This window comes from Paenibacillus faecis (genome assembly GCF_008084145.1).
Taxonomy (GTDB): domain Bacteria; phylum Bacillota; class Bacilli; order Paenibacillales; family Paenibacillaceae; genus Fontibacillus; species Fontibacillus faecis.
Genome location: NZ_VSDO01000003.1, coordinates 943,345 through 964,479 on the forward strand (window position 1 = coordinate 943,345; position 21,135 = coordinate 964,479).

At 51.5% G+C, this 21,135-nt stretch carries 21 protein-coding genes, 1 tRNA gene, 1 rRNA gene, 2 riboswitches and 1 other annotated feature (1 of these 26 only partly in view); of the genes, 16 read left to right on the forward strand and 7 right to left on the reverse strand.

The genetic code is table 11. The annotated features are described in order from the left end of the window. Positions 1 to 673 (forward strand) — a sequence feature (most likely nonfunctional fraction of RNA operon); it begins 197 nt to the left of the window's first position. A gap of 134 nt (positions 674 to 807) precedes the next feature. From rrf to FRY98_RS17700, 12 genes are all read left to right on the forward strand, one after another. Next, positions 808 to 924, forward strand: a 5S ribosomal RNA gene (gene rrf, locus FRY98_RS17645). A gap of 422 nt (positions 925 to 1,346) precedes the next feature. After that, positions 1,347 to 2,078, forward strand: a complete 732-nt coding sequence (locus tag FRY98_RS17650) for an RNA polymerase sigma factor (RefSeq protein WP_148454313.1) — start codon at positions 1,347 to 1,349, stop codon at positions 2,076 to 2,078. Positions 2,079 to 2,097: 19 nt separating this feature from the next. Beyond that, on the forward strand, positions 2,098 to 2,697 hold the full coding sequence (clpP, locus tag FRY98_RS17655) for an ATP-dependent Clp endopeptidase proteolytic subunit ClpP (protein ID WP_148454315.1): 600 nt from the start codon (positions 2,098 to 2,100) through the stop codon (positions 2,695 to 2,697). A 257-nt stretch (positions 2,698 to 2,954) separates the two neighbouring features. Beyond that, the gene (guaB, locus tag FRY98_RS17660; RefSeq protein ID WP_148454317.1) at positions 2,955 to 4,412 is read left to right on the forward strand and encodes an IMP dehydrogenase; all 1,458 of its coding nucleotides are present in this window, start codon (positions 2,955 to 2,957) and stop codon (positions 4,410 to 4,412) included. A 175-nt stretch (positions 4,413 to 4,587) separates the two neighbouring features. Next, a complete protein-coding gene (locus FRY98_RS17665; RefSeq protein ID WP_249043439.1) occupies positions 4,588 to 6,009 on the forward strand; it encodes a D-alanyl-D-alanine carboxypeptidase family protein in 1,422 nt (473 codons plus the stop codon). A gap of 85 nt (positions 6,010 to 6,094) precedes the next feature. Beyond that, positions 6,095 to 6,976: a pyridoxal 5'-phosphate synthase lyase subunit PdxS gene (gene pdxS, locus FRY98_RS17670; RefSeq protein WP_148454319.1), complete on the forward strand. Its 882-nt coding sequence runs from the start codon at positions 6,095 to 6,097 to the stop codon at positions 6,974 to 6,976. A gap of 46 nt (positions 6,977 to 7,022) precedes the next feature. Then, entirely contained in the window at positions 7,023 to 7,604 is a 582-nt protein-coding gene (gene pdxT / locus FRY98_RS17675; protein WP_148454321.1) for a pyridoxal 5'-phosphate synthase glutaminase subunit PdxT, read from the forward strand. Positions 7,605 to 7,768: 164 nt separating this feature from the next. Then, a complete protein-coding gene (gene serS, locus FRY98_RS17680) occupies positions 7,769 to 9,052 on the forward strand; it encodes a serine--tRNA ligase (protein ID WP_148454323.1) in 1,284 nt (427 codons plus the stop codon). A 61-nt stretch (positions 9,053 to 9,113) separates the two neighbouring features. Next, positions 9,114 to 9,202 (forward strand) — tRNA-Ser (locus tag FRY98_RS17685). A 159-nt stretch (positions 9,203 to 9,361) separates the two neighbouring features. Further along, on the forward strand, positions 9,362 to 9,523 hold the full coding sequence (locus FRY98_RS17690; protein WP_148454325.1) for a small acid-soluble spore protein P: 162 nt from the start codon (positions 9,362 to 9,364) through the stop codon (positions 9,521 to 9,523). A gap of 188 nt (positions 9,524 to 9,711) precedes the next feature. Then, on the forward strand, positions 9,712 to 10,617 hold the full coding sequence (locus FRY98_RS17695) for a YitT family protein (protein WP_148454587.1): 906 nt from the start codon (positions 9,712 to 9,714) through the stop codon (positions 10,615 to 10,617). 100 nt (positions 10,618 to 10,717) lie between these two features. After that, complete coding sequence (locus FRY98_RS17700) at positions 10,718 to 11,791, forward strand: DUF6612 family protein (protein WP_148454328.1); 1,074 nt, start codon at positions 10,718 to 10,720, stop codon at positions 11,789 to 11,791. Between the two features lie 81 nt (positions 11,792 to 11,872). Here FRY98_RS17700 and tadA read toward each other — a convergent pair whose 3' ends face one another. Then, positions 11,873 to 12,388 (reverse strand): tRNA adenosine(34) deaminase TadA, encoded by a 516-nt coding sequence (gene tadA, locus FRY98_RS17705; RefSeq protein ID WP_148454330.1) that lies wholly within the window; start codon positions 12,386 to 12,388, stop codon positions 11,873 to 11,875. 339 nt (positions 12,389 to 12,727) lie between these two features. On the opposite strand from tadA, the gene FRY98_RS17710 reads away from it, so the two are divergent. Beyond that, entirely contained in the window at positions 12,728 to 14,620 is a 1,893-nt protein-coding gene (locus FRY98_RS17710) for an ATP-binding protein (RefSeq protein ID WP_148454332.1), read from the forward strand. Positions 14,621 to 14,633: 13 nt separating this feature from the next. Then, entirely contained in the window at positions 14,634 to 15,338 is a 705-nt protein-coding gene (locus tag FRY98_RS17715; protein WP_148454334.1) for a pseudouridine synthase, read from the forward strand. Positions 15,339 to 15,431: 93 nt separating this feature from the next. Here FRY98_RS17715 and motB read toward each other — a convergent pair whose 3' ends face one another. Together motB and motA are read right to left on the reverse strand one after the other, a co-directional pair. Beyond that, positions 15,432 to 16,238, reverse strand: coding sequence for a flagellar motor protein MotB (gene motB / locus FRY98_RS17720; protein ID WP_148454336.1), 807 nt, complete (start codon positions 16,236 to 16,238; stop codon positions 15,432 to 15,434). Further along, a complete protein-coding gene (gene motA / locus FRY98_RS17725) occupies positions 16,222 to 17,025 on the reverse strand; it encodes a flagellar motor stator protein MotA (protein ID WP_148454338.1) in 804 nt (267 codons plus the stop codon). The genes motB and motA overlap by 17 nt, the downstream gene beginning before the upstream one ends. Positions 17,026 to 17,215: 190 nt before the next feature. On the opposite strand from motA, the gene FRY98_RS17730 reads away from it, so the two are divergent. After that, positions 17,216 to 17,509: a hypothetical protein gene (locus FRY98_RS17730; RefSeq protein WP_148454340.1), complete on the forward strand. Its 294-nt coding sequence runs from the start codon at positions 17,216 to 17,218 to the stop codon at positions 17,507 to 17,509. 247 nt (positions 17,510 to 17,756) lie between these two features. Further along, a complete protein-coding gene (locus FRY98_RS17735) occupies positions 17,757 to 18,056 on the forward strand; it encodes a 4a-hydroxytetrahydrobiopterin dehydratase (RefSeq protein WP_148454342.1) in 300 nt (99 codons plus the stop codon). Positions 18,057 to 18,151: 95 nt separating this feature from the next. On the opposite strand, the gene FRY98_RS17740 is transcribed toward FRY98_RS17735, so the two are convergent. The 4 genes from FRY98_RS17740 to FRY98_RS17755 all read right to left on the reverse strand — a co-directional run bounded on the left by FRY98_RS17740 (position 18,152) and on the right by FRY98_RS17755 (position 20,877). Beyond that, positions 18,152 to 18,508 (reverse strand): c-type cytochrome, encoded by a 357-nt coding sequence (locus tag FRY98_RS17740; RefSeq protein WP_148454344.1) that lies wholly within the window; start codon positions 18,506 to 18,508, stop codon positions 18,152 to 18,154. Between the two features lie 157 nt (positions 18,509 to 18,665). Then, a complete protein-coding gene (locus FRY98_RS17745) occupies positions 18,666 to 19,169 on the reverse strand; it encodes a GNAT family N-acetyltransferase (protein WP_148454346.1) in 504 nt (167 codons plus the stop codon). 358 nt (positions 19,170 to 19,527) lie between these two features. Beyond that, positions 19,528 to 20,001 carry a C40 family peptidase gene (locus FRY98_RS17750; protein ID WP_148454349.1) on the reverse strand — a complete coding sequence of 158 codons (474 nt, stop codon included), beginning with the start codon at positions 19,999 to 20,001 and terminating at the stop codon, positions 19,528 to 19,530. Between the two features lie 7 nt (positions 20,002 to 20,008). Next, positions 20,009 to 20,146, reverse strand: a riboswitch (cyclic di-AMP (ydaO/yuaA leader). A 239-nt stretch (positions 20,147 to 20,385) separates the two neighbouring features. After that, a complete protein-coding gene (locus FRY98_RS17755; RefSeq protein WP_148454351.1) occupies positions 20,386 to 20,877 on the reverse strand; it encodes a C40 family peptidase in 492 nt (163 codons plus the stop codon). Positions 20,878 to 20,879: 2 nt separating this feature from the next. Continuing rightward, positions 20,880 to 21,014, reverse strand: a riboswitch (cyclic di-AMP (ydaO/yuaA leader). Between the last annotated feature and the right edge of the window lie 121 nt (positions 21,015 to 21,135).

Consider the following 21,135-nt stretch of genomic DNA (forward strand, 5'->3'; position numbering starts at 1 on the left):
CGGGGACAGTGTCAGGCGGGCAGTTTGACTGGGGCGGTCGCCTCCTAAAGAGTAACGGAGGCGCCCCAAGGTTCCCTCAGAATGGTTGGAAATCATTCGCAGAGTGCAAAGGCAAAAGGGAGCTTGACTGCGAGACTGACAAGTCGAGCAGGGACGAAAGTCGGGCTTAGTGATCCGGTGGTACCGCATGGAAGGGCCATCGCTCAACGGATAAAAGCTACCCTGGGGATAACAGGCTTATCTCCCCCAAGAGTCCACATCGACGGGGAGGTTTGGCACCTCGATGTCGGCTCATCGCATCCTGGGGCTGAAGTAGGTCCCAAGGGTTGGGCTGTTCGCCCATTAAAGCGGTACGCGAGCTGGGTTCAGAACGTCGTGAGACAGTTCGGTCCCTATCTGTCGTGGGCGTAGGAAATTTGAGAGGAGCTGTCCTTAGTACGAGAGGACCGGGATGGACGCACCGCTGGTGCACCAGTTGTTCCGCCAGGAGCACAGCTGGGTAGCTAAGTGCGGACGGGATAAGCGCTGAAAGCATCTAAGCGTGAAGCCCCCCTCAAGATGAGATTTCCCAACTCGTAAGACCCCTTGAAGACGACGAGGTTGATAGGCCTGAGGTGGAAGTGCAGCAATGTATGGAGCTGACAGGTACTAATCGGTCGAGGGCTTATCCAAAAAACAACTAATTCGCAAATTTGTTTCGTATCCAGTTTTCAGGTGATCAAACATCTGAATGAAGCTGCACGCCTTTTCTAAGGGCTGATATTTTCTCGCAGCGATTTCGAGGAGCGGATGCTCCGAAAAATCATGTTTGGTGGCGATGGCGGAGGGGTTCCACGCGTACCCATCCCGAACACGACCGTTAAGCCCTCCAGCGCCGATGGTACTTGGACCGAAGGGTCCTGGGAGAGTAGGACGCCGCCAAGCAACTGAGAAAGAGCACTACCGTATGATGCGGTAGTGCTCTTTTTGTATGCTCAATAAGTATGCTATTTAAAATACCTGCAAATCTGCAGGAATTTCCGAGCGTTTTAGCTTTGAAAATAGAAAAAGATGCAAAAGTGCAGGAATTTTCGGCCCGTCCGGCCGAATCGGGCCCCGGTAGCAAAAAAGCCTGCAGATTTGCAGGAATTTCGCTCAGCAGGGGCTATCTCCTCAAAAAAGCCTGCACATTTGCAGGAATTCCCACATGTGAGTGCGCGATTCCCCCCATTCCAACTCACCGATATCATCATCGGTTGGTTTTAAAAATTATAAAGCGTACCGTATCTACAAGTGGTTTTTTTTCGTTTATAACAGTGAGGTTGAATATATAAGTACTCAAAGAGAACTTCAGGAGGTGTGCCGGCATGCGGAAAGAGCGGGCGGATGTCAAACCGTTGGAGATGGCGGTAAAAGACTCTGACACATATAGGGATCGGATCGTTCTGCACCACCAGGCTCTTCGGCAGTACTGCCGCGCTTTGGCAGGCTCTCCGTGGGAAGGTGATGACCTGGTTCAGGATACTTGGCTAAAGGTTTGGTCCGCGCTGCAGAAAGGTGTTGATGAAGGCCGGATTACCCGTGCGTACCTGTACAAGATTGCCCGTAATGCGTGGATTGATCGGAACCGGAAAAAGTCTCTTTCGTTGGTGCAGCAGCCCCTGGAGGAGTTGCAGCATCCAAACTCGGATCCAATGGAAGTGTGGATGGCCATGGAAACGCTGGTGCAGCAGCTGGCGCCGGGACAACGTACGGCTCTTTTGTTGGTGGATGTGCTGAAATATACCGCCGCGGAGGCGGCGGAATTGACGAAGTCCTCCGAAGGGGCGATTAAAGCCGCCCTTCACCGGGCCAGGGCGAAGCTGAGGAAGACGGCCGACGGTTCGAAATCCGAAGCGGATGCGCTCATGACATACGCTTACCTGGAAGCATTCCGCCAACAAAATACGGCCGCCATAGTGATGTTGATGAATGATGGCGTACCGAAGGAAGCGGTGGTTTCCGTTCTGCGGTCAAACAATGGGGCACCGCAACGTGCACACCGGATTGATAATGCGACGATGGATCAAGGAATAAACTGCCGGGCAATAGCGGCTTAATTTTATGGAGGTGTGCAAAATGAGCAATATGATAATCCCGTATGTTATCGAACAGACCGGTCACGGCGAACGTTCCTATGATATTTACTCCCGTTTGTTGAAAGACCGGATCGTATTCCTGGGATCGGCCATAGACGATCAAGTGGCGAACAGTATTACCGCCCAAATGCTGCTGTTGGCCGCGGAGGATCCGGAGAAGGATATTTACTTTTATATCAACAGTCCGGGAGGCTCCACCTCCGCCGGCTTCGCCATCTACGATACGATGCAGTACATCAAACCCGATGTGCAGACCATCTGCTCGGGATTTGCGGCTTCGTTTGCGGCGATCCTTCTGCTGTCGGGAACGAAGGGAAAACGGTTTGCTCTCCCGAACAGCGAAATTATGATTCACCAGCCGCACGGCGGTGCTCAGGGGCAGGCCAGCGATATCGAGATCAGCGCGCGGCGGATTCTTCGCATTCGGGAGCGGCTCAATGAAATTGCCGCGGAACGTACGGGACAACCGATCGAGCGGATCGCCCGGGATATGGATCGGGATTATTTTATGAGCGCGGAAGAGGCCAAGGACTACGGGATTATCGATAAAGTGATCACCAGCGCGAAGAGCGCTTCATAAGGGAAACTTAAAAGCGTCGTTGTTCAGCAAATGAACAGCGGCGTTTTTTGATTACTAAAAATAAGCGATATTGTGCACCCTAGATGGACACCCGTATACGGTAGAAAGCCTTCGAGTCAATCGATCCACTTGTCCTTGACAGCCTATAGGGCCTTTGCTAAGATGGCAATAATATATTTTTGTAAGTGAGATTCGGCGTTGATTTTATAAGGAAAACAAGACCGGACCCGATTAAAAAACAAGGAGGAAAACCTAAGGTGTGGGAAAGAAAATTTGAGAAGGAAGGCCTTACATTCGACGATGTATTGCTGGTTCCTCGCAAGTCGGAAGTATTGCCTAAAGAGGTGAGTGTGGCCACGAAATTGAGCGATAAGGTGAAGCTCAATATTCCGCTGATCAGCGCAGGGATGGATACGGTGACGGAGGCGGCCATGGCGATCGCGATGGCACGGGAAGGCGGCATCGGAATGATCCATAAGAATATGCCTATCGAGCAGCAAGCCGAGGAAGTGGATCGGGTGAAACGCTCGGAAAGCGGCGTAATCACCAATCCTTTCTCACTTACGGCGGACCATCTGGTTTCCGATGCGGAAGCGGTGATGGGCAAATTCCGGATTTCCGGGGTGCCGATCGTGGACGACGAGCATAAATTGATCGGGATTTTGACGAACCGCGATTTGCGGTTTGTGCATGACTACAGCATCAAGATCAGCGAGGTCATGACCCGCGACAACCTGGTTACCGCACCGGTTGGTACGACGCTGCAGGAGGCCGAAGTGCTTCTGCAGAAGCATAAGATCGAGAAACTGCCTTTGGTCGATGAGAACAATGTCCTGAAGGGCCTTATCACCATTAAGGATATCGAAAAAGCGATTCAATTCCCGAACGCGGCCAAGGATGCGCAGGGCAGACTGTTGGTCGGCGCTGCCGTAGGGATCTCGAAGGATACATTTGAGCGGACCGAGGCATTGGTCAAAGCCGGCGTTGACGTGATTACCGTCGATTCCGCGCACGGGCACCATATCAATATCATCGATGCGGTAGCCGAGCTGCGCAAGCGTTATCCGGACCTGACGATCATCGCGGGCAATGTGGCCACCGGGGAAGCCACCCGGGCGCTGATCGAAGCCGGCGCTTCCGTGGTCAAGGTCGGCATCGGACCGGGATCGATCTGTACGACCCGCGTCATCGCCGGCATCGGTGTACCGCAAATCACCGCGATCTACGACTGCGCGACGGTAGCCCGTGAATACGGCGTGCCGATCATCGCGGACGGCGGGATTAAATACTCCGGCGAGATCACCAAGGCGATCGCCGCAGGGGCGCATGCCGTGATGCTGGGCAGTCTTTTTGCGGGGACGGAAGAGAGCCCTGGGGATTCGGAAATCTACCAAGGCCGCCGCTACAAAGTGTACAGAGGCATGGGCTCCCTGGCGGCGATGAAACAGGGCAGCAAGGACCGTTATTTCCAGGACGACGACAAGAAGCTCGTACCGGAAGGCATCGAAGGCCGCGTGGCATACAAAGGACCTTTGGCCGACACGGTCACTCAATTGATCGGCGGTCTCCGCTCAGGCATGGGTTATTGCGGCACGAAGACTTTGGACGAGCTGCGGAACGATACGCAGTTTGTGCGTATCACCGGAGCCGGCCTGCGCGAAAGCCATCCGCATGACGTTCAAATCACGAAAGAGGCTCCGAACTACTCGCTGTAAACAGCGTGGGAGCCAACATATACCACTTGCAGGCAGGGCGGAAATCGCCCTGCTTGTCTTTTTTTGCGCTAGGGCCTGTGATAGAATAGATAAAGCAATTCAACGAGTAACTATGCATACTGGAACCTTGGATTGATAGACTAGATAGATTTACGAGAGAGGAGCTTTAAGAACATTGAAACTGAAACAACCCCCCCTTCATAAAACGAAATCCAGACGGAATATTGTCCGCAAAGGCGTGGCGTCCGTTCTGTTGTTTAATATGCTTTGCTTCTCGCTAGCCCCAACGTTAGCCTTGGCGGAGGGCGAACAAAACCAAACCCAATCCCAAACGGGATCTACGACGACATCTACGAAACCTGCATCGCAGCAGAGCGGAGCCGTGCAAATTCCATCTCCGGAGTCTCTGCAGTTGCAAGTGAAATCGGCGGTGCTGCTGGAACCGGTATCCGGCCAGGTGTTGTTGAACATCAACGGGGATCAGGCTCTGCCTCCCGCGAGCATGACCAAAATGATGACGGAATACATCGTGGCCGATTTGGTCAAGCAAGGGAAGTTTAAATGGGACGAAATGGTAACCGTTGGAGAAAATGCGTCTGAGACGATCGGTTCCCGGATTTTTTTGGCCGAAGGGGATCAACATACCATGGAGGAATTGTATATCGCCATGGCCGTCGGCTCGGCCAATGACGCCACCGTCGCTCTGGCGGAGCATGTAGCCGGTTCGGAGCAGGCTTTTGTCAAAATGATGAATGATGAAGCGAAACGCATGGGGATGAAGAATACCCATTTTGCCAACTCCACAGGCTTGGATATCGCGGATATGCCCGAGAAATACAAGACGCCCGGGAATCAGGAAACGGTGATGTCGGCGATGGATGCGGCGATCCTGGCCAAGTACATCGTCACCGATCATCCCGATTTTGCCCGGTTTACGTCCATTCAAACGCATAAATTCCGGGAAAGGGACAAAGCCCCGATTGTAAACTACAACTGGATGCTGGAGGCGAACAAGAATGTAACCAACTTCAAGAAGTACGCTTATGAAGGGCTGGACGGCCTGAAAACGGGACATACTTCGAATGCCGGGAACTGTTTTACGGGAACGGCCGAGCGTAACGGGGTGCGGTTGATCAGCGTCGTTATGGGAACCTCCTCCGAATCGGCCCGCTTCGTCGAGACCCGCAAGGTGCTGGATTACGGCTTCAACAACTTCGAAACGAAACAAATCATCGCTCCAAAAGCGACGGTGCCGGGAACGGAAACCGTTACGGTGAAGAAGGCGAAGAACACCTCCGTACCAGTCGTTAGCGATCAAGCCGTGAGCTTCGTGATTCCAAAAGGGACGGATACCAGCAAAGTACAGGCCAAGGTAACGCTGTCCAACGAAACGCTGACCGCACCGTTGAAACAGGGGACCAAGGTAGGCACGGTCACGTACTCCTTCAAGCCTGACGGCATGAACCAGACGCTGGAGAAGACCGTCAACCTCATTACCGCACAGGATGTGGAAAAGGCGGGCTGGTTCAAGCTGCTGATGCGGGCGATCGGGGATTTCTTCAGCGATTTGTTCAACGGAATCAAGAACCTGTTCTAGTCTTCCTTATTCCGAGTGGATATGTTGTATATTTCAGGCGACTATTGTAAAATATCAAGTTAGATTATTATCGGGAGGCATGGACATGGAAACAGGAACATCGCGAGTAAAACGAGGCATGGCTGAGATGCAAAAAGGCGGCGTGATTATGGACGTCATGAACGCGGAGCAGGCGAAAATCGCCGAAGCGGCCGGCGCTACTGCCGTAATGGCTCTGGAACGAGTTCCTTCCGATATTCGTGCCGCAGGCGGCGTTGCCCGCATGGCCGACCCTACCATTATCGAAGAGGTCATGAAAGTCGTTTCCATTCCGGTCATGGCGAAAGCCCGAATCGGCCACTATGTCGAAGCGAAAGTTCTGGAATCCCTTGGGGTAGACTACCTGGACGAGAGTGAAGTGCTGACTCCGGCCGATGAGGTATTCCATATCGATAAACGCGATTTTACGGTTCCTTTTGTCTGCGGAGCCAAAGACCTGGGCGAAGCGCTGCGCCGGATCAGCGAGGGAGCTTCCATGATCCGGACCAAGGGCGAGCCGGGAACCGGCAATATCGTCGAAGCCGTGCGTCATATGCGTTTGATCAACAGCCAAATCCGCAAGGTACAGAATATGTCCAAAGATGAACTGTATGCCGAAGCGAAAAATTTGGGTGTTGCCTACGATTTGCTGCTGGAAGTTCATGAGAACGGCAAGCTGCCGGTGGTTAACTTCGCGGCGGGCGGTGTAGCCACCCCGGCGGATGCGGCTCTGATGATGCATTTGGGCGCAGACGGGGTGTTTGTCGGATCGGGGATTTTCAAATCGGATAACCCCGAGAAATTTGCCCGTGCTATCGTGGAAGCGACGACCCATTATACGGATTATAAATTGATCGCCGAAGTCTCCAAAAACCTGGGCACGCCGATGAAGGGGATCGAAATTTCGAAGCTGTCGGCGGCGGAACGGATGTCGGATCGCGGCTGGTAAGAAGGAGAATCGGGGTTGCCCGGCGAAGAAGAAAGAAGGTTAGACCATGAAAGTTGGCGTATTAGCCTTGCAGGGCGCAGTAGCGGAGCATATTCGCAGTATAGAGCGTGCGGGAGCGGAGGGGGTTGCCGTAAAGCTCCCCGAGCAGCTCTCGGAGCTGGATGGACTGATCATTCCCGGCGGGGAGAGTACGACGATCGGCAAACTCATGCGCAAGTATGGGTTTATTGAGGCGATCCGCGCATTTGCAGCCCAAGGCCATCCGGTGTTCGGCACCTGCGCCGGGCTTATCGTCATGGCCAAGGAGATTGAGGGCGGCGAGGAACCGCATCTCGCCCTGATGGATATCCAAGTATCCCGGAATGCGTTCGGACGGCAGCGGGAGAGCTTTGAGACGGATTTGGACGTAAAAGGCCTGACCCAACCGCTGCGGGCGGTCTTTATCCGGGCGCCATTAATCACGGCGGTGGGCGATCAGGTCGATGTTTTGTCCACATACAAGGAAGAAATCGTGACGGCGCGCCAAGGCCACCTGCTGGTATCTTCTTTCCACCCGGAGCTCACGGACGACTGCTCGTTGCATGCCTATTTTCTAGAGATGATCAAGAGTAAAGCGGGAGCGGTTTAGGCCCATGATCTACCTTGACTCTTTTTTCAAAGGGTCGAGGTTGTTTTTCTTTTTAAATTAGAGGTTACGTTTATTAAAGGTTACGTTTTTCGGCGGTCCCGGCGGTCTGTTCAGGTGATGGAGTCGGTACGGCTGTGACGGGAAGAATCTAGGAGGGACTACCCATGTTGGATGTTAAAATATTGCGAAACGATTTTGCACGCGTCGAAGAGGCTCTGAAAAACCGGGGGAAATCGCTGGACCTGATCGCCGGCTTCCCTGAGCTGGACGAGAAACGCCGGGAGCTTCTGCAGGAGAGCGAGGCGCTCAAAAACCGCCGCAACACCGTATCGGCCGAAGTCGCCCAGCGTAAGAAGAACAAGGAGAACGCGGACGAGCTGATCGTGGAAATGCGCGAGGTTGGCGACCGGATCAAGCAGCTGGACGACGAAGTGCGTGAGCTTGAGGCCAAGATCGACGAATTGACGATGAGCATTCCGAATATCCCGCACAGCAGTGTTCCCGTGGGGGCGTCGGAAGAGGAAAATGTGGAGATTCGCCGCTGGAGCGAACCGAGAAACTTCGGTTTTACCCCGAAAGCGCATTGGGATATCGCGGCGGACCTGGGGATCCTGGATTTTGAAGCGGGCGCCAAAGTGGCGGGTTCGCGGTTTACTTTTTACAAAGGACTTGGAGCTCGTCTGGAGCGCGCCTTGATCAACTTTATGATGGATCTGCACAGCAATGAGCATGGTTACGAGGAAATGCTCCCACCCTACATAGTGAATCGAGACAGCTTGTATGGAACCGGACAGCTGCCGAAATTCGAAGAGGATCTGTTCAAACTGACGGAGAACGATTATTACCTGATTCCGACGGCGGAAGTGCCGGTGACGAACTACCATCGGGACGAAATCTTAAGCGCGGAGGACCTGCCTCGCAACTACGTGGCGTACAGCTCTTGCTTCCGTTCGGAAGCCGGCGCGGCGGGCCGCGATACGCGCGGGCTCATTCGCCAGCATCAGTTCAATAAAGTGGAAATGATCAAGATCGTGCACCCGGATCACTCTTACGAGGAATTGGAAAAGATGACGGCAAACGCGGAGCGGGTGCTTCAGCTTTTGAACCTGCCGTACCGGGTATTGACGCTGTGCACCGGCGATATGGGCTTTACGTCCGCGAAGACGTATGACCTTGAGGTCTGGCTGCCGGAGAGCGGCGTATACCGGGAAATCTCGTCCTGCTCGAACGTGGAGGACTTCCAGGCCCGCCGGGCCAACATCCGCTTCCGCCCCGAGCCGAAGGCCAAGCCGGAGTTCGTACATACGCTGAACGGATCGGGACTTGCCGTGGGACGTACCGTGGCGGCCATTCTGGAGAATTACCAGCTTGAGGACGGCAGTGTGGAAGTGCCGGAAGCGCTTCGTCCTTATATGGGTAATCTGCAGGTTATTGCCAAGCGGAAATGACTTGATCTCCGCATGGGGATATGATAGAATCTGATTTGTTACGCGAATCAGATTCTGATTTGGAGAGGTACCGAAGCGGTCATAACGGGGCGGTCTTGAAAACCGTTAGGGTGCAAGCCCACATGGGTTCGAATCCCATCCTCTCCGCCAGTTTATTATTATGATCTGAATACGAATGAAACCATGGAGGCGATGAAGATCGTCTCCTTTTTATATTTTGGCAAGTGCTGCCGCCTTGTATAAAGCATCCTCTGGAGAAGCAAGTTAACGGATGAACTTCAATTTACCTTGCAAAGGGGGAAATCATCCGTGACGAAGCCGCAAACCTACACCACGCCCGGAACTCAGCCCGATACGAGCAACCATAGGGAGCGCGGGCATGGCGGTCCTGAGCCGCTTTCCGGCTCGAAAAAAGTAAAAATGCGCCAGCAGGGCGGCAGCAGAAACCCTGAAGGAAGCGGACACCGCTAAGCGTGTCTTACCCCCGGCCTCGCGCCGGGGTTTTTCATGCCAATTTGGAATTTTAGCAAGACAATAAGCTCATAAAATGTCATAATAGATATAGAGGCGTCATAAAATGTGCCGATTTCAAGGAAATGGAGAGATGGAGAAAAACTATACTTTTTGAAAGGAACGTGATGCGTTTGAACTTGGTAGAAATGAACAACATCCCCACCCCTGACGCGAACGCGGGGGCGGCTCCTCGGCAGCATAAGCAAAGGACCGTAGGAAGCCTGGTGCTTCGATTTTTCTTTATTATAGTGGGAGCCATCCTGGTCTCCGTTGCGCTGGAACTATTTCTCGTCCCGAACAAGATTACTGACGGTGGCATTACCGGCATCTCTGTTATGTCCTCTTATTTGACGGAATTACCCTTAGGTATCTTCCTTTTCCTCTTCAATCTTCCCTTTCTTATTATCGGCTACAAACAAATCGGCAAAACTTTTGCAATCTCCACGTTGGTAGGGATTACGGTCATGTCGGTCGGAACCGCGTTGCTGCATCCCGTAGAAGCTTTTGTGCAAGATACCTTGCTGGCCTTTGTCTTTGGCGGAATTCTGCTTGGACTCGGTACGGGCATTGTGATCCGTTTCGGCGGATCCTTGGACGGGACGGAAATTGTGGCGATTCTTATTTCCCGGAAGTCCCCATTTTCCGTAGGCGAGATCATTATGTTTTTCAACTTTTTCATTCTTCTTAGCGCAGGTTTTGTGTTTAGCTGGGAACGGGCGCTGTTCTCCTTGCTGGCGTATTACATCGCTTTTAAAACGATAGACATCGTAGTGGACGGTTTGAACGAATCGAAATCGGTCTGGATTATCAGCGATCAAATCGATGAAATCGGGGCAGCCATTGTTAGCCGGCTCGGCCGGGGCGTCACTTATTTGTCGGGGGAAGGCGGGTTTACCGGGGACCCGAAGAAAGTGATTTTTTGCGTAGTCACACGTTTGGAAGAAGCCAAGCTGAAGGAAATCGTGAATCATTATGACGAAAATGCATTTTTGGCCGTAGGAAATATCCATGACGTAAAAGGCGGACGTTTTAAGAAGAAATCCATTCACTAAATTTTTGAAAATGTATTTCCGCTGAAACGAAAATGGTTTATGATAATGGTAGTTTTGATTTTTTTTATAGTCAGCTTTACATGACGGAGAGGGGTTATTAATGTCTAGGAAGTTTTACGTGTCGGCTTTGGTGTTGTTGATGTCGGTCGTTCTGGTGCTGTCCGGCTGCAACGCCAAAAAAGAACCGAAGGAAGCGCTCGGAAGTGCAGCGATTCAGGCGCTGAAGATGGACTCTTATGTTCTTAACAATCAAATTAAAATTTTGGATTTGACGTTCGACGGGTCCTCTTCCCAAGCAGCGGAAATGGGCGCCGTATTCTCGATGTTGAAGAACGCCGAAATTAACGTGAACCAGATTTACCAGAAGGATCCGATGCAAACGGAAGCTACTCTGGAAGTTAAATTGACCGGCGATATGACAACGACGATCACGGTACCTTTTGTGATGACGAAGGAAAAGATGTATGTCAAAATCCCAAGCATCCCGTTCCTCCCGATGCCGGAGAACATCGTAGGGAAATTCCTGGAGCTGGACCTGAAGGAACTGGCGGAACAAAGCGGCGAGGAATTCAATCCGGACCTCTTTAACGCGGATAAGACGCAGAAGCTGGCGGGTGAAATCTCCAGCGCGGTATTGGCCGAGTATGATTCGGCGAAATACTTCAAGAACGTGGATCCGAAGGAAGTGGAACTGCCTGAAGGATTTAACGCCAAGCAAGTCGTGCAGTTCAGCGTCAACAACGACAACGTGAAGGAAGCGATCACGATTCTGATCAATAACGCGCTTCCGAAAGTGCTGGATATCGTGGGCAAAGAAGAGTACCGCGCTATGTTCGATTTGAAGCCTGAAGATATCGAGGAAGCGAAGAAGGCGCTGAAGGAAGGCGATCAAGCCGAGCTCGGCAAAGCGCTGGATGAAATGCAAAAGCACCTGAAGGTCAACAAGTTCGTAGTCAATACGGCGATTGACAAGAAGGACTATCCATCGCATACCGATATGACCATGGATTTGGAAATCAACGATCCAGAATCCCAGATGAAGGTGAAGCTGGCGCTGCAGGCGAAGAGCACGTTCAGCAAAATCAACGAGAAGGCTGCATTCTCGATCGGAATTCCAAAGGACACGATTACGCTGGATCAATTGGAACAGGAAATGGGCGGCATGGGTTATTAATCCGATCTGTGCGGCTAACGCAAAAAAACCTTGCGAATCATATGATTCGCAAGGTTTTTTATGTTGATAACCGGCTCGTACTCAGGGCGAAGGTTCGCCGTTAGCCGGCTTTTTCCGGAGCTTCCGGAAAAAATCGCGCAGCAGCGAGCCGCACTCTTCCTCCAGCACACCGGAGACCAATTCGGTCCGGTGATTGAACCGGGGTTCCTGGAGCAGGTTCATCAGCGTCCCCGCGCAACCCGCCTTCGGATCGGGGGCCCCGTAGACGACCATAGGCACCCGGCTCTGGACGATCGCCCCGGCGCACATGGGACAGGGCTCAAGGGTGACGTACAGCCGACAGTGCAAAAGCCGCCACGCCTTTAGGTTCCGGCTGGCCTGCCGAATGGCGATCATTTCGGCGTGAGCGGTGCCGTCATGCGTGCTCTCTCTTAAATTGTAGCCCCGGCCGATAATTTCGTCGCCGTATACGATAATGGCGCCGATCGGGACTTCCCCGAGCGTTTCGGCTTTGTACGCCTCTTGAATCGCCTGCTCCATCCAGTACTCATGAGGCTGTGTCGATGGGGGAGGCTCCGGAATCCACGGAAGCGGCATGTAATCAATTCAGCTCCTTCAACGTCATTCGACATATTTTGTTCAGCGAACAAGCATTCGTTCTTAACATGTTGTGGACAAACCTGTGTATAACCCAGGGTTTATCCCCAATCTTATTCACATATCCTACTATGACGATGTTTATATGTTTATAATATGTGGACAACTTCCTGATTTATAAAAAGGATATGCACAGGATGAGTAGGTATTTTTTCTTATTGTAGGGAAATCATCTGGGAAATTCAACGTCTTTGCAAATCTTGTCGTTACAGGTATGATGGGGATAGCAACAGCATGTGCCAATTATCTCCATTGTCCGCCTGAGGGGGGAAGATTCTTTTGACGATTAAAACCAAACTCGCCCTCATTATGACGGCTTTTACCGTAACCTTGCTTTCTATTAATATTATACTCAGCTATTTAACGACCCAGGATAATCTACGCAGAGACAGCGAAGCGAATATGCTGCTGACCGCCAAACAAATCGCTTTGGCTGTAGAGCAGAGCCGCTCGGTTTATGAATACGTGAAGAATATGATCGACCCGCAGACCAGCCGGGATTTTGTCGATGAAACCCTAAGAATGACGAGTCCGGAACGAATCACTCAGGAATCTTTGCGAGCCAACCGGCACTTGCTTGAGATTTCGGGTCTACAGCCGGGGAGCAGCGGTCAGAAGCCGTCTTTGCTTTTTGGAACCTACAATTATCGAAAAGACCCGAATGTTGGCGATATGGCGCGAGATGCGCTGCTTAAAGGCACCAACCTGCTTCATGAAACCGAAATCAACGGCAGGAAGGTGCTGGAGAGCTATATTCCGATTCAGCGGCACTATCAGGAGGCTTATGTCATCCGCATTATCTCCAGCTACCAGCCGATTTCTTCGGTCATTTACAAACATATGGTTAGCCAGGTTTCGGTATCCATTGTGCTGCTGGTCATTGTGATAATCGCCAGCAATGTATTGGCGGGTCAGTTGATCCGGCCTATTCAGGATATGTTGGGGAGGGTGGGCCGGCTCTCCTCCGGCGATTTCGATGCGCGTATACGCCTGAATCGGAAAGATGAGCTCGGACAGCTTGCCGGCCAAATCGATACGATGGCGGACAGTTTGGGCCATTACATGACCGTTTTAAAGGAAAAGAGCGAAGAAAACCGCTTGATGAAGGAACACTTGGAATCGATTATCAACCAGACCGCCGATGCGATTCATGTCATCGATTTGGAGGGCAGGGTGCTCCGAGTGAACTCGGCCTTTGAAGAATTATTCGGGTGGACCAGCGAGGAAATCGTCGGGACCAAACCGGACTTTATTCCCCCGATTCTGTTAAGCGAAGGGGAGAGATGGTCCAAAGAGACCCGCCGCGGGAAACCCTTCGTTCTGACGGAGACGGTACGGCTGCGCAAGGATGGGAGCGAGGTCCATGTCAGCATCAGCGAGTCTCCGATTTATGACGAGCACGGTCGGATTATGGCTTACATTAGCATCACCCGAGATATGACCGAGCATAATAAAATGGAGGAGCTGCTCCGCCGATCGGAGAAACTAACCACAGTCGGCCAGTTGGCGGCTGGAGTGGCTCATGAAATTCGCAATCCCCTCACCACGTTGCGGGGATTTCTTCAGATGCAGCAGCGGACCAAGTCGATTAATCAAATGCATACCGATATTATGCTGTCCGAGCTTGACCGGATCAATTTGATTGTGAGCGAGTTTCTGATTCTCGCCAAACCGCAGGCCGTTCAGTTTGAGGTGAGGGACGTACGGTTTACGTTGGGCGATGTGATATCACTCCTGGATAGCGAGGCGCATTTACATAATATTGAGTTCCAGCCCCATTTCTCGTCGTCTCCTGTTCTGGTACACTGTGAAGAGAACCAACTGAAGCAGGTGTTTATCAATATTTTGAAAAATGCGATGGAGGCCATGCCGGCCGGCGGAACCATCCGGCTGCAGCTTGCGGAAGAAAGCGGGGCCGCGATCATCCGGGTAACCGATGAAGGGGAAGGGATCTCCAAGGAGCGGCTGGAGAAGCTGGGTGAGCCGTTCTATACGAATAAGGAAAAGGGAACCGGTCTCGGGCTGATGGTCACTCAGCGAATCATTGAAGGGCATCGAGGTTCGATGCGGATCGAAAGCGAGCTTGGCAAAGGAACCTGCGTGACCATCATTCTTCCAAGTACCGAGGCCAGGTCCGATACGGACGAGGACGGAAAGCAGAGTTTAGCGTGAAAGGTGACTAGGCGTGAGAATTAATAAATTTATCAGTGAGACAGGGTACTGCTCCCGGCGGGAAGCGGACAAGCTGATCGAAGCCGGCAAGGTGACCATCAACGGTCAGACGGCCATGCTCGGCAGTCAGGCGGAAGAAGGCGACGATGTCCGGATTGACGGGAAGCCGATTCAGCAGAAACGGAACCGCCATGTGTATATCGCTCTGAACAAACCGCCGGGAATTACAAGCACCACGGAAAGCCATGTCCGGGGAAATATCGTGGATTTCGTCGGGCATCCGGAGCGGATTTTTCCGATCGGCCGCCTGGACAAGGATTCCGAAGGATTGATTCTTCTGACCAGTGACGGAGATATTGTGAATAAGATTTTGCGAGCCGAAGGAAAACATGAGAAGGAATATATCGTAACGGTGGATAAACCGATGACTCCTTCCTTTTTGAAGGCGATGGGAGAAGGGGTTAAAATTCTGGGCGAAATGACGCTGCCTTGTCAGATCACCCGGGTGACGGATCGGGTGTTCCGGATTATTCTGACGGAGGGCAAGAACCGGCAGATTCGCCGGATGTGCAGCGCCCTGGGCTATGAAGTGAGGAAGCTGCGGCGCATTCGCATCATGAATATTCATCTGGGCGATCAGAAACTGGGAACCTGGCGTGAGCTGACTCCGCAGGAAAAGCGGGAACTCGGGCAGGCCTTGAATTACGAGCTTACTTAAACAACGACAACGACGTTTACGGACAAAAAAAGGCTGCCCAAACGGGCAGCCTTTCCGTTGTTTCTACAGTGCTGTATGCCGAGGTTAATCCGGTTATGGCTCGTGGGTCGCCGGCATGCCGATTTGTTGATCCCCGTCCTGGTATTTCCGGATAATCGAAACCTCGACCCGCCGGTTCTGGGCCCGGCCCACGTTCGTATCGTTGCTGGCTACAGGATGATACTCGCCGTAACCGATCGCGCTGAATTTCTTCGGATCCAGGTTTTCGTTAAGCAGCAGAATTTTCATAAAATTCAAAGCCCGAACGGAGCTGAGGTCCCAGTTGGACGCGAACTCATGATTTGAAATCGGAACGTTATCGGTGTGTCCCGATACAATGACTTCATAATCAGGGAATTTTTGCAGCATATTTGAAATCGCCTTGGCCAAGGCGCGGGCGTCCGGCTTCACTTGCGCTTCCCCTGAAGGGAAAAGGGCGTTGTCGCTGATCGTTATCATCAGTTGGGACTGATTCAGTTTGGTATCCAACTGTGTCGTAAGGCCGTTATTCTTGATGTAGTTATCGAGCTGTTTCTTTAACGCCTCCAGGTTCTCCGTCTCTTTTCGCATCAATTCCTTCTTCTGCTTCATCAGGTTGTCGGTCTTCGAGACATCTTCCGGATCCGGGGAGGTCTTGGTATTGCTCTCCAGCGCGGTTTGATCCAGGACTCCGGCACCGCCGGTAAGCACGCTTTGAAAAGCTTCGCTCATTTCCTGAAACTTCTTGGCGTCTACGGTACTCATGCCGAACAGAACGATAAATAACGCGAGCAGAAGGGTCATCAAGTCCGAATAAGGCAGCAGCCAGCTCTCGTCCGAATGCTCCTCATGTTCCTGGTGCTTCTTATTCTTTTTGCTCACCTTCACCCGCCCCCTTTTCTAAAATTTGCGCACGTTCAGCAGGGGTTAAGAAGACGGCCAGCTTTTGTTGAATCGCAATTGTAGATACGCCGGATTGAATGGAAAGCAAGCCTTCCACCATCATCAGCCGAACTTCCATCTCTTTCTTTGAAAGACGCTTCAGTTTATTGGCGATCGGGTGCCACATCACATAACCTGTGAAAATACCGAAAACCGTTGCGATAAAAGCCCCGGAAATGGCGTGGGACAATTTCGCGATATCGCTCATATCGGACAAAGCGGCGATCAAGCCGACAACCGCCCCGAGTACCCCGAGAGTAGGCGCGTACATCCCCGCCTGCGAGAAGATTTGGGCTCCCGCTTTATGGCGTTCTTCGGTGGCTGCGATATCTTCCGTAAGGACGTCTTGAACGAAATCCTGATCGTTACCGTCGATGATCATCCGCATCCCGCCGCGTAAAAAATCATCTTCAATTTCCTCCACCTTGGCTTCCAAGGCAAGCAGACCTTCACGGCGGGTAATGGTCGCCCATTCCATAAACAGGGTAATCAACTCAGCCTTGCTGATCATTTTGGGCTTGGACACTGTGAGTTTGAGCAACACGGGGAATTTCTTGATGTCCGAGAGCGGAAACGCCACAAACAGCGTTGCTGCCGTCCCTACAAAGATAATGACAAAGGCCGCAGGGTTCGAGACCAAGCTTTCAATAGGTGCACCTTTCAGGAACATCCCTAAAATAAGCGCCACGAAACCGAGAATAAGTCCAATAATCGTTGAAATTTCCATTGCACACCTCGTCCTTGAGATAATTGTTTCCATTTTTCTGTCACCCGCATCCTTGCTGGAGACATTACAACCTTGGCCGAAAAACGGTTTATCTTTTTTATCGACAGAATTCCCTTTTTTTTTAAGGTGTTTTTTCCGGTATAATGAGAATACAGTCTGTATTAGACTCTAGGAAGGGAGCCATTTGGCGGTGGGAGTAAAGCACGGTAGAGATTATGAACAAATTTTGGCAGATTTGACGGAAGCCGTTGGGCGTATTCCGGATAGCTATGAATTTTTTGAAATGGAGGCCGCGGAGTGGGAAGGACTTTCCGGCGATGAGCGTTATGAGGTACAGGAGGCTTTGGCGGAAGATTTATTCTTTGCGCTGGGAACCGAGCCTGTGATTAACGTCGGCAGCGCCGTGGTCATCCACGATGCGGACAACCACCGAATCAACCTCTTGATCGGAGAGGACGAGTTGACCTCCGTAGCTTTGATCTGACAACGGGTGGCGACTTTTTGGAATATTGTCCGGGAGCATGGTAAAATAAAGACTTAAAGGAATTCACACGCTGACGCTGCCAGCCAGGCAGCGGGTTAATCCGGAAATGCTCGTCCGCGCATGAACAGCCGACCTCGGGAATACAATAAACGGATGCTCGTGCCGGACCCGGACCGGAAACGATGAATCGAATCCTTAACTGCAGGATTACATACAGGGAAGTTTAAGGAAACGGGGAGGAAGAACAATGCCGTTTACACCGCAAGAAGTAGAGGCGCATTTGGAAAAGCTGGAAGGTTGGGAATTGGAGGAGGGGCGCTGGATCGTCCGGAAATACACCTTTTCCAACTTTATGAAAGGGATCGCCTTTGTGGACGAGGTTGCCGCCATTTCGGAAGCGTTTAACCATCACCCTTTTATAACCATCGATTACAAAACGGTGACGCTCCGGCTGACCTCCTGGGAGGAAGGCGGCATCACCGCCGTGGATATCAAGGAAGCGCAGCAATATAATGAAGCCTTCGAGAAGGCCCGCTCCGCTGGCTAGAAACGGACGCAGGAAGCGAAGCCAACCCGAGGCCGCAGAGAGAAGCGCCCGCCGGAAACCTGAACTCAGGCCCGGCGGGCGTGTTGTTGTATGCGTTATTTCTTCTCGGAAAGATACATCGCGACGTTGGCGATCTCCTCTTCCTTCAATTTATCCTTGAAGGAAGGCATCATGCCCTTACCTTTGGTGATGGTCCCGAACAATTGGTCCGCAGACAGCTCGGCACCTACTTTTTGCAGGTTCGGACCGGCTCCGCCTTGCAATTGATCTCCATGACAGCTAATGCAGTTCGCCTTTATAACAGCTTCGGCTTGTTCCGCATTTAACGTGATTTCAGGCATTTGCGGTTTCTCTTCCTGAGCAACCTGTTCCCGGCCGGGCAATGTAAACATTAACACGGCTGCGAAGGCGCAAGCCACGACGAGTAATCCGCTCATGATCCACTTCTGCATTCCGATCGTCCCTCCTATGTAAGTTACCCCTTCCATTATAGCGGAACAGGCTCATTGATCATAGCGTTTGTGTCAAAAAAAGTAACGAATTACTCCTCTTTTTTGTATATTTCCCAAAATGATGTGCTATTTATCATAGACGCGTTTTATCAAAGGGCTAAGGTGAGGTTGGGGCGCCTTTGTAAACCATGCAGTAGTAAGGTTTGGAAATTCCGCCGGGAGTCATTTTCTCGTACAAATCGGTAATGACGAACCCGGCCTTTTGATAGGCCCGAATCGCCCGGGTATTCCAGGTCAGAACCTCCAGGTCGATGACATCCTGCGGTTTGCGCCGCTGTGCTTCCTCCACGATCGTCAGCACAAAGCTTTTACCCAGTCCCTGGCCGCATAAATCGGGCCGCATCCCGATGCCGAGCCGTGTAACCCCCTCCATCGGGAAATATTGGGCAAACCCGGCGAGTTCGTCATCCGGGGTCAACAAAGAGACATACTGCTGCGCTCTTAAGGCCGGGTTCCCAAACTCCACGTCGAGCGCTTTCATTTGTTCCCAGGGGAGCCAGCTGTAAATATCGTATGGGGAATCGTATTTCCAGGTACAGATAGCCGCGCCGTGGCTTTCCTCCATGGGAACGATCCGGAAAGTGGTGACGGGTTTTTCCATGTTTGCGCCTCCTTAAACAATGGGAAATGAATATCGGGTGTGTCTCTCCATCGATTTGAAATTTCTATTTAACATCACTCTAACGGGAAATGGTTTGCTTGTAAAGATAGGAGGAACCTAGGTGTTTCGTCCTCCGTCAGCGGGGTAATGAGGAGTATGGGAAGATTTGGAGAGTGGGTATGGGAGAGAAAGCGGCAAACGAAAAAAAATAAATTTTGGCGGAAAGGCCATTTTCAGAAACCTTTTTGAACGGACTTTCGTTATATGGTATATAGCGAAAAAAAAACGCAGCGGTTCCGGCAAGAACCACTGCGGTGTCAGCAATGTTGAAATGAGCGCCTCAAATTAAGCAACGGGATCAAGATTCAGCATACGTGGAGTAACCGGTTTTGCTGAGAATTCTTTTGGCCCCGACATATTTGGACTTATAGTAACTGCTGTTTAATTGATCGGTACGGATTCCTTTGGATGAAGAAGCGTGCGCGAATTTTCCGTCACCGATGTAAATGCCGACGTGGGATACTTTATTCTTGCCCAAAGTATTGAAGAATACGAGATCCCCCGGCTTCAACTGGCTTTTGGCGACAGGAGTGCCTTGCTTGTATTGGGCCGAAGAGACGCGGGCCAGCTTGACGCCCATTTGCTTGAACACGTATCTGGTAAATCCGGAACAGTCGAATCCGTTCGTGGTAACCCCCCCGTATTTATAAGGCGTCCCGTATACGGACTTCACAACGCTGTTCAATTTCGTATCTGCGGCGGATACACTCCCCGTCCCTAAGGTGAACAAAATCGCCAAACTCGTCGCTGCTGCTGCAAATGTCTTTCTCATGCTGTAAAAGTTCTCCTTCCAAGGCCTGCGAGGTTAGCTTGAGGATTCGGTTGAAGGTTCCCTATGATCCCTATGTATCGGTAATCAATTCACCCAAAATGGTTCCCCCGTTTCCCGGGTGCCGGGAATTCGGCTGATCTAGTTGATGCACCCAAAGTTGTGACGTGGCGAACATTGTTTACAAAGTTGTTACTATTTACTTTGGTTATTGTACCAAGCCTGTCTTGCTTTGGCAAGTCATTCTAAGGCTGCCGGTTATTTTAAGCCGATCGTCCCGTTTATGACAAGGAGAGGCGGGTAATTTCTCCTAAGCGGGCTATGCAAAACAACCATGAAAAAACCCGCAGTCCTCGATTCGGGTGAATCGCTGCGGGCTTGTCGTAATTATTCTACATCGTCGTGATCTGTGGGTTCGCTGGTAACTTCCTCGTACTTGTCGGTACTCAGAATCCGTTTCGCCCCGACATAACGTTGTACATAATACTTCTCGCTTAATTTGCTGATAATTACGCCTTTGGAAGAAGAAGCATGGGCAAACTTGCCATCGCCGACATAAACGCCGACATGAGAAACGCCTTTACCGGATGTGTTGAAGAATACGAGATCGCCGGCAATCAGGTTTTCCTTCTCTACGGCCGTACCCATCTTGTATTGGGCGCCGGATTGATGCGGCAGTTTAATGCCGATCTTCGAAAAGACGTACATGGTAAATCCGGAACAATCGAAGCCGGCCGTTGTAGTGCCGCCGGAAGCATATTCCGTTCCCAAGGCTTTGTCGATGACGCCGTCCAATGTGGAATCGGCGAAAGCGCTGCCAGTGCCAACGGAGAAAAGAATGGCAAGACTTACTGCTGCTGCGGTCAACTGTTTCTTCAAGAAAATGCTCCTTCCAATGCCTACGAGGTTAGCTTAAGGATTCGGTTGAAGGCCCCCTATGATCCCTCTCTTGCGAGATCAATTCACCCAAAGTGGTTCCCCCGTTCCCCGTCAAGGGAATTCGGCTGTAGTATACATCCGATTTACTTACATATTCGACACCCGACACAGTTCTCCTGCCAAGGTGACAAAAATAATTACAAAATCGTTACTGAATTGTGCTGTTGCTATTGTAACAAAGGCAAGTATATTTTGGCA

Excerpts from the sequence above, each read along its gene's own strand:
- FRY98_RS17650 (WP_148454313.1), top strand. The coding sequence starts at position 1,347 with ATGCGGAAAGAGCGGGCGGATGTCAAACCGTTGGAGATGGCGGTAAAA.
- clpP (WP_148454315.1), top strand. The coding sequence starts at position 2,098 with ATGAGCAATATGATAATCCCGTATGTTATCGAACAGACCGGTCACGGC.
- pdxS (WP_148454319.1), top strand. The coding sequence starts at position 6,095 with ATGGAAACAGGAACATCGCGAGTAAAACGAGGCATGGCTGAGATGCAA.
- pdxT (WP_148454321.1), top strand. The coding sequence starts at position 7,023 with ATGAAAGTTGGCGTATTAGCCTTGCAGGGCGCAGTAGCGGAGCATATT.
- serS (WP_148454323.1), top strand. The coding sequence starts at position 7,769 with ATGTTGGATGTTAAAATATTGCGAAACGATTTTGCACGCGTCGAAGAG.
- FRY98_RS17695 (WP_148454587.1), top strand. The coding sequence starts at position 9,712 with ATGAACAACATCCCCACCCCTGACGCGAACGCGGGGGCGGCTCCTCGG.
- FRY98_RS17700 (WP_148454328.1), top strand. The coding sequence starts at position 10,718 with ATGTCTAGGAAGTTTTACGTGTCGGCTTTGGTGTTGTTGATGTCGGTC.
- tadA (WP_148454330.1), bottom strand. The coding sequence starts at position 12,388 with ATGCCGCTTCCGTGGATTCCGGAGCCTCCCCCATCGACACAGCCTCAT.
- motA (WP_148454338.1), bottom strand. The coding sequence starts at position 17,025 with ATGGAAATTTCAACGATTATTGGACTTATTCTCGGTTTCGTGGCGCTT.
- FRY98_RS17735 (WP_148454342.1), top strand. The coding sequence starts at position 17,757 with ATGCCGTTTACACCGCAAGAAGTAGAGGCGCATTTGGAAAAGCTGGAA.
- FRY98_RS17740 (WP_148454344.1), bottom strand. The coding sequence starts at position 18,508 with ATGCAGAAGTGGATCATGAGCGGATTACTCGTCGTGGCTTGCGCCTTC.
- FRY98_RS17745 (WP_148454346.1), bottom strand. The coding sequence starts at position 19,169 with ATGGAAAAACCCGTCACCACTTTCCGGATCGTTCCCATGGAGGAAAGC.
- FRY98_RS17750 (WP_148454349.1), bottom strand. The coding sequence starts at position 20,001 with ATGAGAAAGACATTTGCAGCAGCAGCGACGAGTTTGGCGATTTTGTTC.